This window comes from Pseudomonas sp. 18-147 (assembly GCF_051048045.1).
GTDB lineage: Bacteria > Pseudomonadota > Gammaproteobacteria > Pseudomonadales > Pseudomonadaceae > Pseudomonas > Pseudomonas aeruginosa.
On the sequence record NZ_CP182296.1, the window covers coordinates 3,849,848 to 3,863,393 of the forward strand.

Genomic DNA, 13,546 nt, shown 5'->3' on the forward strand with positions numbered 1-13,546 from the left:
GAAACCTCATGAAAACCATTTACAACTTCAAACAGCGTATCAAAGAAGACCCCGAGTACATTCGAAAAGCCCATGAACTCACTTTGAATACAACGAAGCCTAAAGCTGGCCTTAAAGGGACTTATGGACTACTGGGCTCAAAGGAATGGTGGGACAATCTTGAAAACGGATCAATTCCACAAAAAGAAATTTCCGGAACCATAAAGAAAGTATATTTAACGGGGCAAGACAACACCGAAGATTTCAACACGATAGATATAGAAACAGAAAACAAAACCCTCTGCACGGAGGGCACTTACACAAACAAGAATACCGACAGAAAGCATTACGAAGCAGGAAAAAAAATCACCATAAAATATGCTTTCGACCCACTAAAAAAGCCCAAGCCAAATGGAGAAATCGACTATTCAAAAATAGTTGTTGAGATATCAATATCCGAATAACTGAAAATCAGCCTTAGGGAAGGTTATATAAAAAACCAAAAGACAGAAGCAAATGAAAATCCCCTATCCATGGGAATCATACATCGGAAAGTTGACATGTTCTTTTCTCGAATAACCAGAAAAGCTGGAGGATGCCAGCGAATCAGGATCGCTCCGACGAAACGCTAGCAAAGCACCATGAGCAAGTATGAATCCAGCTGAGATAACGCACACTTACTCATGACCTGGCCCAACACTGCCGGGAATTTTCCCTGGCACAGGAAGTTCACGCATCTTGCCCAATGAGTGGAAATTTCGCTCTACCCGAAATTCCCGCTCATGACAGAAATCACTGCCTCGCCAACCGCTGATCGAATCTCCCCTCAATCCAGCATCCCCACATACCCCGGCACCTCCCCCACTCGCTTGATCCACGCGCGGATCGCCGGGTAGGCCGTCAGGTCGAAGCCGCCTTCATGGGCGACATGGGTGTAGGCGTAGAGGGTGATATCGGCGATGGAGAACTGTTCGCCGACCAGGAATGGCGTGCGCGACAGCTGTTTCTCCATGACGTCGATGGCCTTGTAGCCGCCGATCTTCTTCTCTTCGAACTCGGCGCGGCGGGCTTCCGGGAGGCCGAGGTAGAGCTTGATGAAGCGCGCCACGGCCACATAGGGCTCATGGCTGTATTGCTCGAAGAATTGCCATTGCAGCACCTGGGTGCGCAGGCGCGGTTCGCTGGGCAACAGGGCGCTGCCGTCGGCGAGGAAGTTGAGGATGGCGTTGGACTCCCACAGGCAACTGCCGTCCTCCAGCTCCAGCACCGGTATCTTGCCGTTGGGGTTCTTCGCCAGGAACTCCGGGGTCTGGGTCTCGCCCTTGAGAATGTCCACCGGTACCCACTGGTAGTCGATGCCGAGCAGCGACATGGCCAGCTTGATCTTGTAGCAGTTGCCCGAACGGTAATCACCGTAGACCTTGTACATCGTGTCGCTCCTCGGATCGGATGGCCGGCGCCCTCGGAGGAGCGCCGATGAGGGTTCAGGCCGCTTCGGCGGCCTGGGCGTCGCGGACGACCTTGGCCAGGCGCCGCAGGCCTTCGTGCAGGCGCTCCGGGGCGACGTGGCTGAAGTTCAGCCGCAGACGCCCGAGGTTCTGCTCCGGCTCGGCGAAGAAAGGTTCGCCGGGCATGAATGCGACATCGGCGGCCAGCGCCGGCTGGAGCAGGGTGCGGGTATCCAGCGGCTGCCTGAGGGTCAGCCAGAAGAACAGCCCGCCCTCCGGGATATTCCATTCGGCCAGCTCACCGAAGTGTTCCAGCAGCGCCTCCTGCATGGCGTCGCGGCGGACCCGGTAGAACTCGCGCAGTTCGGCCAGGTGCTGGCGGTAGGCCTCGCTGCCGAACCATTGCAGCGCCTGCCACTGCCCTACCCGGTTGGTATGCAGGTCGGCCGACTGTTTCAGCCGCAGCAGGTGGGGGAACAGGTCCGGGGTGGCGATCAGGAAACCGACGCGCAGGCCCGGCAGCAGGGTCTTCGACACCGTGCCGGTATAGATCCAGCTGGACTTGCGCAGGCGGCTGACCAGCGGGGTTGCGCGGCCCTCGTCGAACACCAGTTCGCGATAGGGTTCGTCTTCGATCAGGGTCACGCCGAATTCGTCTAGCAGCGCCGCCACCGCGTCGCGGCGTTCCTCGCTGTAGCGCACGCCGGACGGATTCTGGAAAGTCGGGATCAGGTAGGCGAAGGCCGGCTTGTGTCGCTCCAGGCGCTGCCGCAGGGCAACCAGGTCGGGGCCCTCGGCACCCAGCGGCACGGTCACGCAATCGGCGCCGAACAATTGGAAGGCCTGTAGCGCGGCGAGGTAGGTCGGCGCCTCGAGCAGCACCTCGGTGCCCGGATCGATGAACAGCTTGCTGGCCAGGTCGAGGGTCTGCTGCGAACCGCTGACGATCAGCACCTGGCTCGCCTCGCAGGGGACGCCGAGGGCGCGCGCTTCGGCGGCGATGGCTTCGCGCAGGGCAGGCTCGCCTTCGCTCATGCCGTACTGGCCCATGGAGGCCGGCATCTGCTCCCACTGCACCTTCGGCAGCATCGGCTCGGCCGGCAGCCCGCCGGCGAACGACATCACCTCCGGACGCTGCGCCGCGGCAAGGATTTCGCGGATCAAGGAGCTTTTCAGGCGGGAGATGCGTTCAGAGAAGGCCATGGGATCACCGGTAGCGTAGGCGGGAAAAAATGAGTCAAACTGCTTGACCGAAACTACGATGCCGCGCCCGGAAGCGTCAATATGCCTGACCTGAAAAACCACGCCGTCCAGCAGCAGGCCATGATGGAAGCCTTCTTCTTCGCGTACCAGGCCTTCACCACCAAGCCTGACGAGATGCTCGCCCGCCGCGGCCTGGGTCGCGTGCACCACCGCGTGCTGTTCTTCATCGCCCGCTATCCGGGCCTCAGCGTGAAGGAACTGCTGGCCCTGCTCGGCGTGACCAAGCAGGCGCTGAACATCCCGCTGCGCCAGTTGCTGGAGATGAACCTGATCGGCAGCGCCACCGCCGACGACGACAAGCGCAAACGCCTCCTCGGCCTCACCGCCGAGGGCGTGCGGTTGGAAAAGGCGCTGCGTCGCGAGCAGTCGCGGCTGCTCCAACGCTGCTTCGAGGAAGCCGGCGGCGAAGCGGTCTCCGGCTGGCTGGCGGTCAATCGCACCCTGGCTCGGGCGCATGCAGGCAGCCGCGGCGAAGCGGCGACGGAGGCCGCCGACTGACGCCCATGGGCCTGGCGCCTGGACGCTCGGCAAGCCGACCGGCTGCCCGCTAGCCCCGCTCCAGCTCCCGCGCCGCGCGCCAGCAGGCCAGCGCCATGGCCAGGGTGGCGGCCAGCAGCGGCAGTACCGCCAGCACCAGCAACAGCACCGAAGCCAGCATCGCGCCGCCGGCGATGTCCAGCCAGGCCATGATCCGCAGCGACGGATAGAGGTTTTCCTGCTTGAGCAGACGCAGGCCCAGCCAGAGGGTGGTAGCGCCGATCAGCGCAAGCAGCGCGAAGTACACCAGCGCCTGCCAGTTCCAACCCTGCAGCGCATCGTCGGTAACCGCCAGCAGGCTCCAGCCCTCGCCCAGCAGGGTCAGGAGAATCGACAACCATACCGGCCAGGCCAGCGAGGGGCCGCGAAAGCGCGACTCGACCAGGTGCTTGAGCCGCAGCAGCAGGTAGGCGCCGAGCAGGCTGAGGAGCAGGCCCAGCCAGTCGGCGTAGACCCCGAACGCGGCGCCATCGCCGAATGCCTCCAGCAGGCTGAGCACCATCAGCACCACGCCGCCGGCTATCGAGGCCACGCAGAGCCAGGCGAGGATGCGCAGTTGCGCGGGCGTCCAGCGCCGGCGGAAAGCATCCGGTATGCCCTGCTCGACCAATTCGACACGCGGCGTGGCGTAGGGGTTTGCATCCATGGCGAAGCTCCTCGGCAAATGCCGGGAAGTTACCAGCTCCGCCAGCTTCCGGCAGCTGCGACTGTATGGCCAACTATGTCCGCGGCTGTACCGGGACAGCCCCTGGCCGGCTGTTTAGGCTGCGCAAAACAGAAAAAGATGATCGGCACTCCGCGCCTCGCGCAACCTGCCCCGTGGCTCCGCCCACCGCCGTGCCCGGTCGTCCCGCACACTCCATGGAAGTACCCGGCATGACCGAAACCACCCAGCCCCAGCCTCGTCTGCGTCCGTTCGCCGACTCCTCTCCCGCCGCCGTGGTGGCCGGCTTCGTCGCCATGCTCACCGGCTACACCAGCTCGCTGGTACTGATGTTCCAGGCCGGGCAGAACGCCGGCCTCAGCAGCGCGCAGATTTCCTCGTGGATCTGGGCCCTGTCGATCGGCATGGGCCTGGCGACCATCGGCCTGACCCTGCGCTACCGGGTGCCGATCGTGATCGCCTGGTCCACCCCCGGCGCGGCGCTGCTGATCAGCAGCCTGCCCGGAGTGCCGTACAGCGAGGCGATCGGCGCCTTCATCGTCTGCGCCCTCCTGATCACCCTGTGCGGCGTCACCGGCAGCTTCGAACGCCTGATGCGCCAGGTTCCCTCCTCGCTGGCCTCGGCGCTGCTGGCCGGGGTGCTGTTCCGCATCGGCATCGAGATCTGCAACGCCGCCGAGCAACAGACCCTGCTGGTGCTGGCGATGTTCTTCAGCTATCTGCTGTGCAAACGCTTCTCGCCGCGCTATGCGGTGTTCGCTGCGCTACTGGTGGGGGTGCTGCTGGCCGGGATACTGGGCCAACTGGACTTCAGCAGGTTCCGCCTGGAACTGGCGGTACCGGAGTGGACCACGCCGAGCTTCTCCCTGGCCGCCACCATCAGCATCGGCATCCCGTTGTTCATCGTCGCCATGGCGTCGCAGAACATGCCCGGCATCGCCGTGCTGCGCGCCGACGGCTACCAGGTGCCGGCCTCGCCGCTGATCTCGAGCACCGGCATCGCCTCGATCCTGCTGGCGCCGTTCGGCTCCCACGGGATCAACCTGGCGGCGATCAGCGCGGCGATCTGCACCGGTCCCTCGGCCCACGAGGACCCGCACAAGCGCTATACCGCGGCGCTCTGGTGCGGCTTCTTCAACTGCGTCGCGGGAACCTTCGGCGCCACCCTGGCAGCGTTGTTCGCGGCGTTCCCCAAGGCACTGGTGCTGTCCATCGCCGCCATCGCCCTGCTCGGCTCGATCATGAACGGCCTGGCCAACTCGATGGCCGACGAGCGCCAGCGCGAGGCCGCGCTGGTGACCTTCATGGTCACCGCCTCCGGCTTCACCCTGCTGTCCATCGGCTCGGCGTTCTGGGGCCTGGTGGCCGGCCTGCTGACTCAGTTCGTGCTCAACTGGCGGCGCGGCTGACCGACCTCAGTCCGGCGCCGTCACGGGCGCCGGCGCGGCCTGGTGGCCACGGCTGACCCACCAGCCGAAGGCCGCCGCGGTGAAGAACATCAACACCCCGTAGATCGCCGGCGGAATCGCCATGGTGCTGTTGTTCAGCAGGCTCGGACTCAGCGCCAGGGCGATCGCCAGGGTGCCGTTGTGGATGCCGATCTCCATGCCGATGGCCACCGCCTGGGCCTTCGGCAGGCGCAGCAGGCGCGGCACCCAGTAGCCCACCGCCAGGCTCAGCAGGTTGAAGGCCAGCGCGGCCAGCCCGACCACCGGCGCGTAGGTGACGAAGGTCTGCCAGTCCTTGGCCAGCGCCAGCAGGATGATCACCAGCAACAGCAGCGCGGAAAGGATCTTCACCGGCTTCTGCAGGCGATCCGCCACGGCCGGCAGGCGGTTGCGCACCAGCATGCCGATGGCCACCGGGCCGAGGACGATGACGAAGACCTGCACGACCTTGCCGAACTGCAAGGGAATCGCCTGCCCGTCGCCCATGAAGTATTGCAGCGACAGATTGACGATCAGCGGCATGGTGAGGATGGCGATCACCGAGTTCACCGCGGTCAGGGTGATGTTCAGTGCCACGTCGCCATGCGCCAGGTGGCTGTAGAGGTTGGCGGTGGTGCCGCCGGGCGAGGCCGCCAGCAACATCATGCCGACCGCCAGGGCCGCCTCCAGGGCGAAGCCCTGGACGATCAGGAAACAGGCCAGGGGCAGCAGGACGATCTGGCACACCAGGCCGACCAGCACCGGCTTCGGGTAGCGCACCACGCGGAGGAAGTCGGCCGGGGTCAGGGACAGTCCGAGACCGAGCATGATGATGCCCAGTGCGATGGGGAGGAACAGGGTCAGGATGGGATCGGCGGTCATTATTGTTATTGCTCCGATGCGATGGAGACGGGCTCAGGCCCCGGATTCTCGACCCAGGTTAGTCCCCCGGCAGTGGCCTGGCGCGCCAAACCGCGCACCGACCTGTAACAGAATGCGAATGCCCCGCGCCGGGGCATCCCGATTGTATCGCCGCCCGCTCAGATCGCCGTCGCCCCGCCGTCCACCGGCAAGGCGATACCGGTGGTGAAGCCCGCGTGGTCGCTGCACAGGTAGAGCACCGCGGCGGCGATTTCCTCGACCCGTCCGACCCGACCCAGCGGATGCATCGCGGCGGCGAACTCGGCCTTGCGCGGATCGGCCTCGTAGGCGCGGCGGAACATGTCGGTGTCGATCACCGCCGGACACACGGCGTTGACGCGGATGCCCTTCTTCGCGTACTCGATCGCCGCCGATTTGGTCAGGCCGATCACCGCGTGCTTGGAAGCAGCGTAGATGCTCATCTTCGGCGCCGCGCCGAGCCCGGCGACCGAGGCGGTGTTGACGATCGCGCCGCCGCCCTGGGCCAGCATCAGCGGGATCTGGTGCTTCATGCACAACCAGACGCCCTTCACGTTGACAGCCATGATGGCGTCGAACTCGGCTTCGTTGCCGTCGGCCAGCTTGCCCTGCTCGATCTCGATGCCGGCGTTGTTGAAGGCGTAGTCGAGACGGCCGTAGGCCGCCGCGCAACCCTCTACCAGCGCCTTGACCTCGGCGTCGCGGGTGACGTCGCAGCGAATGAAGAGGGCTTCGCCACCTGCCTGGCGGATCGCCTCGACCGTGCCCTCGCCGCCGGCGCTGTCCAGGTCGGCGACCACCACCTTGACCCCGGCGGCGGCGAAGGCCAGCGCGGTAGCGCGGCCGATGCCCGCCGCACCGCCAGTGACCAGTGCGACCTGGCCGGAAAGAAGTTTGCTCATCTGCTGCTCCTCGGAAAATCGCCTTCCGCCAACCGCGACGGAACCGGGCCGCGCCAGTCTAGCCAGGGCCGGCGCAAGGCATAGCACTATCAGGGGACTGGAGGATGGGCCATCCAGCCCGCTGATAAGACTGATGGCGGCGAATCATCGGCATAGATGACCGGTCATTTCCGCACTCGCCTTCGCTTGCCGCCGGCGCCGGCGCCAGCTATCCCTAGGGGCCTGTTTCCCGACATTCGAGTGCCCTGCCATGACCTCCCAGATCAATCGGCAATACCAGTTGGCCCAGCGTCCCAGCGGGCTGCCCGGCCGCGATACCTTCAGTTTCGTCGAAACCCCGCTCGGCGAACCGGCCGAGGGCCAGATCCTGGTGAAGAACGAGTACCTGTCGCTGGACCCGGCGATGCGCGGCTGGATGAACGACGCCCGCTCCTACATCCCGCCGGTGGGGATCGGCGAGGTGATGCGCGCGCTCGGCGTCGGCAAGGTGCTGGTTTCGAAGCACCCCGGCTTCCAGGCCGGCGACTACGTCAACGGCGCCCTCGGCGTGCAGGACTATTTCGTCGGCGAGCCCAAGGGTTTCTACAAGGTCGACCCGTCCCGCGCGCCGCTGCCGCGCTATCTCTCGGCGCTGGGCATGACCGGCATGACCGCCTACTTCGCGTTGCTCGACGTCGGCCAGCCGAAGAACGGCGAGACCGTGGTGATCTCCGGCGCCGCCGGTGCGGTGGGCAGCGTTGCCGGGCAGATCGCCAGGCTCAAGGGCTGCCGGGTGGTGGGCATCGCCGGCGGCGCCGAGAAATGTCGCTTCCTGGTCGAAGAACTGGGCTTCGACGGCGCCATCGACTACAAGAACGAAGACCTCGCCGCTGGACTCAAGCGCGAATGCCCGAAGGGCATCGATGTGTTCTTCGACAACGTCGGCGGCGAAATCCTCGACACGGTGCTCACCCGTATCGCCTTCAAGGCACGCATCGTCCTCTGCGGGGCGATCAGCCAGTACAACAACAAGGAAGCGGTGCGCGGCCCGGCCAACTACCTGTCGCTGCTGGTCAATCGGGCGCGCATGGAAGGCATGGTGGTGATGGACTATGCCCAGCGCTTCCCAGAAGGCCTGAAGGAGATGGCCACCTGGCTGGCGGAAGGCAAGCTGCAATCGCGCGAGGACATCGTCGAAGGCCTGGAGACCTTCCCCGAGACCCTGCTCAAGCTGTTCAGCGGGGAAAACTTCGGCAAGTTGGTGTTGAAGGTCTGAGGTCCGCCGCCGGCGCGAAGAAGCGGCGGATAGCGCCTTGCGCTATCCGCCCTGCGCCTCGCCTCGAAGAGCGTGTGCACTGAAGAAATAATGATTCCCGGCAATCCTGCCGCCTGTCCTTCGGGCTAAGCTGCGGCATCCGCGCCTGCAAGGAATCAGCCGCATGCCACTCGCCCGCTGGGTACCCGGACTCGATAGCCTGCTCCACTACCGCCGCGCCTGGTTCCGTCCGGATGTCCAGGCCGGGCTGTCGGTGGCGGCGATCCAGATCCCCACTGCCATCGCCTACGCCCAGATCGCCGGCTTCCCGCCCCAGGTAGGCCTCTATGCGTGCATCCTGCCGATGCTGATCTACGCCCTGATCGGCAGCTCGCGACAGTTGATGGTCGGCCCCGACGCGGCGACCGCGGCGATGGTCGCCGCCGCCATCACCCCGCTGGCGGCGGGCGACCCGCAGCGCCTGGTGGACCTGTCGATGATCGTCGCGATCATGGTCGGGCTGTTCTCCATCGTCGCCGGCCTGGCCCGCGCCGGATTCATCGCCAGCTTCCTCTCGCGACCGATCCTGGTCGGCTACCTCAACGGCATCGGCCTGAGCCTGCTGGTCGGGCAACTGGGCAAGCTGTTCGGCTACGAGGCGGCGACCAGCGGCTTCGTCGCCGGCATCCTCGCGCTGCTGGAGAACCTGCTGCACATCCATTGGCCGACGCTGATCCTCGGCAGCCTCTCGCTCTTGCTGATGGTGCTGCTGCCGCGGCGCTTCCCGCAGTTGCCCGGGGCGCTCTGCGGCGTCCTCCTGGCCAGTCTCGCCGCGGCGCTGCTGGGCCTGGATCGCTACGGCGTGGAACTGCTTGGCGAGGTACCGGCCGGGCTGCCGCAACTGAGCTGGCCGCAGACCAGCCTGGAGGAACTGAAAAGCCTGCTGCGCGACGCCACCGGCATTACCGTGGTCAGCTTCTGCAGCGCCATGCTCACCGCGCGCAGCTTCGCCGCCCGCCACGGCTACAGCATCAACGCCAACCACGAATTCGTCGCCCTCGGCCTGGCCAACATCGGCGCCGGGGTCTCCCAGGGCTTCGCCATCAGCGGCGCCGACTCACGCACCGCGGTGAACGACATGGTCGGCGGCAAGACCCAACTGGTCGGCGTGGTCGCCGCGCTGGTGATCGCCGCCACCCTGTTGCTGCTGAACAAGCCCCTGGGCTGGGTGCCGATGCCGGCGCTCGGCGCGGTCCTGTTGCTGGCCGGCTGGGGCCTGATCGACGTGCAGGCGCTAAAAGGCTTCTGGAAGCTCAGCCGCTTCGAGTTCAGCCTCTGCCTGCTGACCACCGTCGGCGTGCTCAGCGTCGGCGTGCTGCCGGGAATCTTCGTCGCCGTCAGCATCGCCGTACTGCGCCTGCTCTACTACACCTATCGCCCGAGCGACGCGGTGCTCGGCTGGATGCACGGCATCGACGGCCAGGTCGAGCTGGCCAAGTACCCGCAGGCCACCACTCTTCCCGGCCTGGTGATCTACCGCTTCGACGCCCCCCTGCTGTTCTTCAACGCCGACTACTTCAAGCAGAGGGTGCTTGCCGTGGTGGACGGCAGCGAGCGGCCGAATGCGGTGCTGCTCAACGCCGAAGCCATGACCAACCTCGACATCAGCGGCCTGGCCACCCTCCACGAGGTGCAACAGATCCTCAAGGCCCAGGGCGTGCACCTGTCGCTGGCGCGGGTGACCGGGCAGACGCTGGACCTGCTGCAACGCTCGAGCATGCTCGGCGAGATCAAGCCGCCGCTGGTGTTCAGCTCGGTGCGCTCCGGGGTCAGTGCTTATCGCTACTGGCTGCGCCAGCAGGAAAGACTCGCCGCCCAGGCCGCGGCTACAAGCGGAAATGCCTGACCATGCCCTGTAGTTCGCGCCCCAGCTCCGCCAGTTGTTCGCTGGACGAAGCCGTCGACTGCATGGCCTGGGCCGACTGATCGGCCACCTCGCGGATCGCCGTGACGCTGCGGTTGATCTCCTCGGCGACCGCGCTCTGCTGCTCGGAGGCCGCGGCGATCTGCTGGTTCATCTGCTGGATCAGCGCCACCGCCGTGGCGATGTTGCCCAGCGCCGCCTCGGTCTGCAGCGCGTCGTCGACGCTCTGGTCCACCAACTGGTGGCTGCGCTGCATACGCTGCACCGCCTGCTGCGTGCCATTCTGCAAGGCACCGATCAGGGTCTCGATCTCGGCCGTGGACTGTTGGGTGCGCCGCGCCAGCGCCCGCACCTCGTCGGCGACCACGGCGAAGCCTCGACCCTGGTCGCCGGCCCGCGCCGCCTCGATGGCGGCGTTCAGCGCCAGCAGGTTGGTCTGCTCGGCCACGCTCTTGATCACGTCCAGCACGCTGCCGATGCGCTGGCTGTCGGCGCTCAGCGCCTCGACGCTGGCGGTGGCCGCGCGCACCGCCTCGGCCAGTCGCTCGATCCGCTCCAGGGTCTGGCGTACCACCTCCTGACCGACGCTGACCTTGCCGTCGGCGCTTTCCGCCGACCCCGCGGCTTCCTCGGCGTTGTGCGCCACTTCGTGGACGGTGGCGGCCATCTGGTTCATCGCCGTGGCCACCTGTTCGGTTTCCGCCCGCTGGCTGTCGATTCCCAGGCGGGTGCGCGTGGTAACGCCGGACAGCGCCTCGGAGGCGCCGGCAATCCGCCCGACGCCGTCCTGCAACTGGCTGACGATACCGCGCAGGCTACCGGTCATGGCGCGCATCGCGGCCATCAGTTGGCCAACCTCGTCGCGCCGCTCGCTGTCGACCCGCACCGCCAGGTCGCCTTCGGCGATCCGCTGCGCCACGCCCATCGCCTGGCGCAGCGGACGGACGATCAGCAGGCTGATGCCGAAGGCTGCGCCCAGGCCCACCAGCAGCGCCAGCACGGCGGCGCCGACGATCAGCAGGGAGTTTGTCCGCAGGCTGTGGAGCATGGCCTGCTGCTGCGCCTCCCAGCTACGGTCGACACGCGCCATCACCTGCCCGGCACGCTCGCCCATGGCGGCGTACATCTGCCGCTCCTGGCGCTGGCTGGCGCGGTACTCGGCGAGCTTGTCGGCGAAACCGCGGATATTGGTCAGCACGTCCTTGACCACCGACACGTAGGCATCGTCAGTGATCGCCTGCTCCAGCCGGGCGGCCAGCTCCAGCGCCTCGCGCAGCGATTTCGGCGGCCCCTCCTGCGCATCCGCGGCGCGCGCTTCGAGACGCGAGCGGGCCTCGTCCAGCCCCTGCAGGACCAGGCGATTGACCTGGGCGACCTGGGCCGCCTGCTGCAACAGCGGTTCGCCGTCGCGTCCCTGGCTCTCCTTCAGCGCATAGGCGCCATCCTCGGCCAGGCTGGACTGGAGGATATCGAGGCTGTTGGCGGCGCCGTTCAGCGACCAACTGGCGCTTTCCCAAGCCAACTGGCGTCCCTGGATGGACTGCTCGAAGCGGCCGAACGCTTCGAGGTACGCTGCCAACACCTGCTCCACCTCGGCCATGCCAAGCGCCTGATCGGCGTCGCCGTCGGCCTTGAGCCGGCCCACCCGTTCGAGGGTCGCGGCCAGGCGCTGGCGCAAGCGCTCGGCGTCGCTCTTTTCCCCGTGCAGGGCAAAGTCCTTCTCGGCCTGGCGAACCTCCAGCACGTCGCGATTGATCGCGCTCATCTCCTGCAGGCGCGCGAAGCGCTGCCCCAGCGCATGCAGCGAGAGCACCGCGAGCGCGGCCACCAGCGCGGTCAATAGCAGGACCAGGGTAAAACCGATGGCCAGTTTCTTCGCCGTGCCGAGATCGGCCAGACGCCTGCGCAGCAACCCCAGCATGACTCCCCTCCCCCGTGCGCGCCGTCTGCGTGCGCATTTCCCGCTGTATCGCGCGTTTTTCGCCGAACCTGAGCGGCCGGGCAAGGTAGTGGCACGATAATGGCCAGGAGAGATATGCGCAGGTCGTTTCCAGGATATCCGGGCTGACGTCGGTCGAGCGCGGAGCCATACTGGGCGCCCCATGGAAAAAGGAGCTTGCCATGCGTCCCGTATTGCCGCTGTTGCTGTCGCTGAGTCTGTGCGCCCCCGCCCTGGCCGACTGGAGCGGCCCGATCGAGCAGCCGCTCTGGTCATTGCCGGCGGCGCCGGGCCTGTCGCGCTGGCTGATCGTGCACAACCTGTCGAGCGCGGCGGCCGACGGCCTGTACCACGTCGAGGTCCTGGAGCGCCGCCAGGGCCAGCAGCCCTGGCAGTTCCAGCGCCTGGCCGCGCACCTGGCGCTGACCGAACAGGCGCTGCGCGCGAGTATCGTGGCGCCGCTGAAACGCGGCGGGGTGTATCCGGAAAGCTACCAGTTCGCCTATCGCCAGTGGCAGGAACGCCAGGCCGCGGGCCAGGCGCCGGTGTGCCGGCGCACGGTCGACGAGTGCCTGCGGGCGCCGGACTGAGCCCGACTACCTGGGCCGGATCATGCTGAACGTGTCGCGGGTATAGCTGTAGTGGCTGCCGCCCAGGCGACCGACCAGGTCGAGCCTGTCGCTATCCACATGGCGCTCGTCGGCCAGCACGGCATCATCGACATGGGCCAGCAGCACGCGGGCGAAGATCAGGTGGCAATTGGGGTTCTCCGCCGGATACGGCTTGATCTCCGCCACCTCGCACTCGAAGGCCACCGCCGCCGCGGCGATCCGCGGCGGCGCCACGCGTACGCTGGACACGGTAGGGATGCCGACCGTCTCGATCTCGCTCACGCCATGGGGTAGCCAGGCGGAGGTGGCGTTCATGGTCTCGGCCTGGGCGGCGCCGACCAGGTGGATAACCAGCTGCCCGGTGGCCTGGACGTTGCGCAGGGTGTCCTTGAGGCTGCCGTCGTCGCGCAGGCTGACGTTGACCATCAGGGTCGGCGGCTCGTCGCTGATCACCTGGAAGAAACTGAACGGGGCCAGGTTGCTGGCACCCTCGGCGGACAGGGTCGAGACCCAGGCAATCGGTCGCGGGGTGACGGTGGAAGCCAACCAGCGATAGGCCTCGGCGGGAGCGATGGTGGTGAAGTCCAGTTGCATGGCGGTCTCGCGGAAATCGACGGAGGGGACGCCGATTATGCCGCAGCCCCGCAGCTCTCGCGACCGTCTGCGCCGCGGCCCTGCGCCACCTGGAGGCAGCGGCTAGACTTGCCCTACCCTCACC

At 66.4% G+C, this 13,546-nt stretch carries 13 protein-coding genes; 6 read left to right on the forward strand and 7 right to left on the reverse strand.

Annotated elements, in window-relative coordinates:
* The first annotated feature begins 8 nt into the window (after positions 1 to 8).
* Positions 9 to 443: a hypothetical protein gene (locus ACM0M4_RS18215; RefSeq protein WP_010792391.1), complete on the forward strand. Its 435-nt coding sequence runs from the start codon at positions 9 to 11 to the stop codon at positions 441 to 443.
* Positions 444 to 805: 362 nt separating this feature from the next.
* On the opposite strand, the gene ACM0M4_RS18220 is transcribed toward ACM0M4_RS18215, so the two are convergent.
* Together ACM0M4_RS18220 and ACM0M4_RS18225 are read right to left on the reverse strand one after the other, a co-directional pair.
* Positions 806 to 1,408 (reverse strand): glutathione S-transferase family protein, encoded by a 603-nt coding sequence (locus ACM0M4_RS18220; protein ID WP_003120413.1) that lies wholly within the window; start codon positions 1,406 to 1,408, stop codon positions 806 to 808.
* A gap of 55 nt (positions 1,409 to 1,463) precedes the next feature.
* On the reverse strand, positions 1,464 to 2,630 hold the full coding sequence (locus ACM0M4_RS18225; RefSeq protein ID WP_003097818.1) for a PLP-dependent aminotransferase family protein: 1,167 nt from the start codon (positions 2,628 to 2,630) through the stop codon (positions 1,464 to 1,466).
* 81 nt (positions 2,631 to 2,711) lie between these two features.
* Here ACM0M4_RS18225 and ACM0M4_RS18230 point away from each other — a divergent pair, with 81 nt between their 5' ends.
* Positions 2,712 to 3,188 carry a MarR family winged helix-turn-helix transcriptional regulator gene (locus ACM0M4_RS18230; RefSeq protein ID WP_003097819.1) on the forward strand — a complete coding sequence of 159 codons (477 nt, stop codon included), beginning with the start codon at positions 2,712 to 2,714 and terminating at the stop codon, positions 3,186 to 3,188.
* 49 nt (positions 3,189 to 3,237) lie between these two features.
* On the opposite strand, the gene ACM0M4_RS18235 is transcribed toward ACM0M4_RS18230, so the two are convergent.
* Positions 3,238 to 3,873, reverse strand: coding sequence for a hypothetical protein (locus ACM0M4_RS18235; protein ID WP_023081819.1), 636 nt, complete (start codon positions 3,871 to 3,873; stop codon positions 3,238 to 3,240).
* A 230-nt stretch (positions 3,874 to 4,103) separates the two neighbouring features.
* On the opposite strand from ACM0M4_RS18235, the gene ACM0M4_RS18240 reads away from it, so the two are divergent.
* Positions 4,104 to 5,300, forward strand: coding sequence for a benzoate/H(+) symporter BenE family transporter (locus ACM0M4_RS18240; RefSeq protein ID WP_003087572.1), 1,197 nt, complete (start codon positions 4,104 to 4,106; stop codon positions 5,298 to 5,300).
* Between the two features lie 6 nt (positions 5,301 to 5,306).
* Here the strand turns inward: ACM0M4_RS18240 and ACM0M4_RS18245 are convergent, their stop codons facing one another.
* Together ACM0M4_RS18245 and ACM0M4_RS18250 are read right to left on the reverse strand one after the other, a co-directional pair.
* Positions 5,307 to 6,200: a bile acid:sodium symporter family protein gene (locus ACM0M4_RS18245; RefSeq protein ID WP_003117741.1), complete on the reverse strand. Its 894-nt coding sequence runs from the start codon at positions 6,198 to 6,200 to the stop codon at positions 5,307 to 5,309.
* 158 nt (positions 6,201 to 6,358) lie between these two features.
* Positions 6,359 to 7,120 (reverse strand): SDR family oxidoreductase, encoded by a 762-nt coding sequence (locus ACM0M4_RS18250; protein WP_003120415.1) that lies wholly within the window; start codon positions 7,118 to 7,120, stop codon positions 6,359 to 6,361.
* A 250-nt stretch (positions 7,121 to 7,370) separates the two neighbouring features.
* On the opposite strand from ACM0M4_RS18250, the gene ACM0M4_RS18255 reads away from it, so the two are divergent.
* Both ACM0M4_RS18255 and ACM0M4_RS18260 read left to right on the forward strand, forming a co-directional pair.
* Positions 7,371 to 8,375 (forward strand): NADP-dependent oxidoreductase, encoded by a 1,005-nt coding sequence (locus ACM0M4_RS18255; RefSeq protein WP_003120416.1) that lies wholly within the window; start codon positions 7,371 to 7,373, stop codon positions 8,373 to 8,375.
* Between the two features lie 163 nt (positions 8,376 to 8,538).
* Positions 8,539 to 10,260 (forward strand): SulP family inorganic anion transporter, encoded by a 1,722-nt coding sequence (locus ACM0M4_RS18260; RefSeq protein WP_003087559.1) that lies wholly within the window; start codon positions 8,539 to 8,541, stop codon positions 10,258 to 10,260.
* On the opposite strand, the gene ACM0M4_RS18265 is transcribed toward ACM0M4_RS18260, so the two are convergent.
* Positions 10,241 to 12,199 (reverse strand): methyl-accepting chemotaxis protein, encoded by a 1,959-nt coding sequence (locus ACM0M4_RS18265; protein WP_023106744.1) that lies wholly within the window; start codon positions 12,197 to 12,199, stop codon positions 10,241 to 10,243. The genes ACM0M4_RS18260 and ACM0M4_RS18265 overlap by 20 nt on opposite strands.
* A gap of 200 nt (positions 12,200 to 12,399) precedes the next feature.
* Between ACM0M4_RS18265 and ACM0M4_RS18270 the strand changes: the two genes are divergently transcribed.
* Positions 12,400 to 12,807: a DUF5086 domain-containing protein gene (locus ACM0M4_RS18270; RefSeq protein ID WP_003087555.1), complete on the forward strand. Its 408-nt coding sequence runs from the start codon at positions 12,400 to 12,402 to the stop codon at positions 12,805 to 12,807.
* A 6-nt stretch (positions 12,808 to 12,813) separates the two neighbouring features.
* On the opposite strand, the gene ACM0M4_RS18275 is transcribed toward ACM0M4_RS18270, so the two are convergent.
* Positions 12,814 to 13,422 carry a flavin reductase family protein gene (locus ACM0M4_RS18275; protein WP_003087553.1) on the reverse strand — a complete coding sequence of 203 codons (609 nt, stop codon included), beginning with the start codon at positions 13,420 to 13,422 and terminating at the stop codon, positions 12,814 to 12,816.
* Between the last annotated feature and the right edge of the window lie 124 nt (positions 13,423 to 13,546).